Here is a 988-nt window from a genome sequence, read left to right on the forward strand (position 1 = left end):
CTACGAATCCTAGAGCTAATGAAACAAGGAGCCCACCCCGAAACTGAAATGGTCTTGTCACTCTTCGATTTACTGGTTTTTCAATAACCCCAAAATTTGCCCAGGTAGGCAAACGTTTTTCCACATTCTTTACGGTACCCATTAATCCATATTTAAGTGATAGAATGAAGCATCCAATTAGTAAATATACAATAGACGAAAAATAGATAGATAGACCTATAACAATAATTGTAAGCAGCCAACCTATTAAAATGGAATTCCGCAAAACAAGATATTCTCGATTTCTTTTCAAAACAAACATTCCTTTCAAAATTAATAAGGTTATTTTTAATTGGAAAATATTTACATTTAATAATGAGCATGATATGATACATCTATATTCATTTCAGAAATAGCCTAAAAAGGATTGTGATAGATATGTTAAAACTTGTAGTAGATAATACCGTAACAGAACCAGAACAAGAATCAGATTCAACTTTTTCAAACTTTTTCACCTGCAAAGACTGTGTATACTATCTTTCAAAATCAGATTCTTGTAGTCTACAATTAGCAGCTGATTCAAATAATCCCCTTATCCCTTATGAGTGTGGGAACTTTGAGGAAACCTATGAAATCGGAACGGAAGATCCATTGAATTCACATATTCATCAACGACTTCGGGAAGAAAAAGCACAAACGCTGGCTGAAAATTATCCAGAACAACCTTCTATTGATCCTATCCATAAAGACGCAATATGGTATGGAGCAGCAGATTATGGTTGCTGGATTGTAAATGATTCAAAGAAACGCTTTGCTCTTGCAGAACAAGTTCCTTTCGGTGATAATATATCTCTAGAAAAATATGCTTCTCCTTTCCCTTTTCATGATCATTGTGCAAAAGAAGGTATTAGGCACTATATGTGCTGGTATGTGAATGAAAAAGGAATAGGCGAATACCATCTTCTTATTGGTGGTGTCATCATGAAAATTGCAGAAGGAGTTAAGAAAC

At 34.3% G+C, this 988-nt stretch carries 2 protein-coding genes; one reads left to right on the forward strand and one right to left on the reverse strand.

Annotated elements, in window-relative coordinates; genetic code table 11:
• Nucleotides 1–292: hypothetical protein (locus CO726_RS31070; protein WP_099686840.1), on the reverse strand; the 292-nt coding region annotated here is incomplete at its 3' end.
• A gap of 125 nt (nt 293–417) precedes the next feature.
• On the opposite strand from CO726_RS31070, the gene CO726_RS31075 reads away from it, so the two are divergent.
• Nucleotides 418–988, forward strand: a 571-nt coding sequence (locus tag CO726_RS31075; protein ID WP_099686841.1) for a hypothetical protein, incomplete at its 3' end; no start/stop codon positions are given.

The organism is Bacillus fungorum (assembly GCF_002746455.1).
Classification (GTDB): domain Bacteria; phylum Bacillota; class Bacilli; order Bacillales; family Bacillaceae_G; genus Bacillus_A; species Bacillus_A fungorum.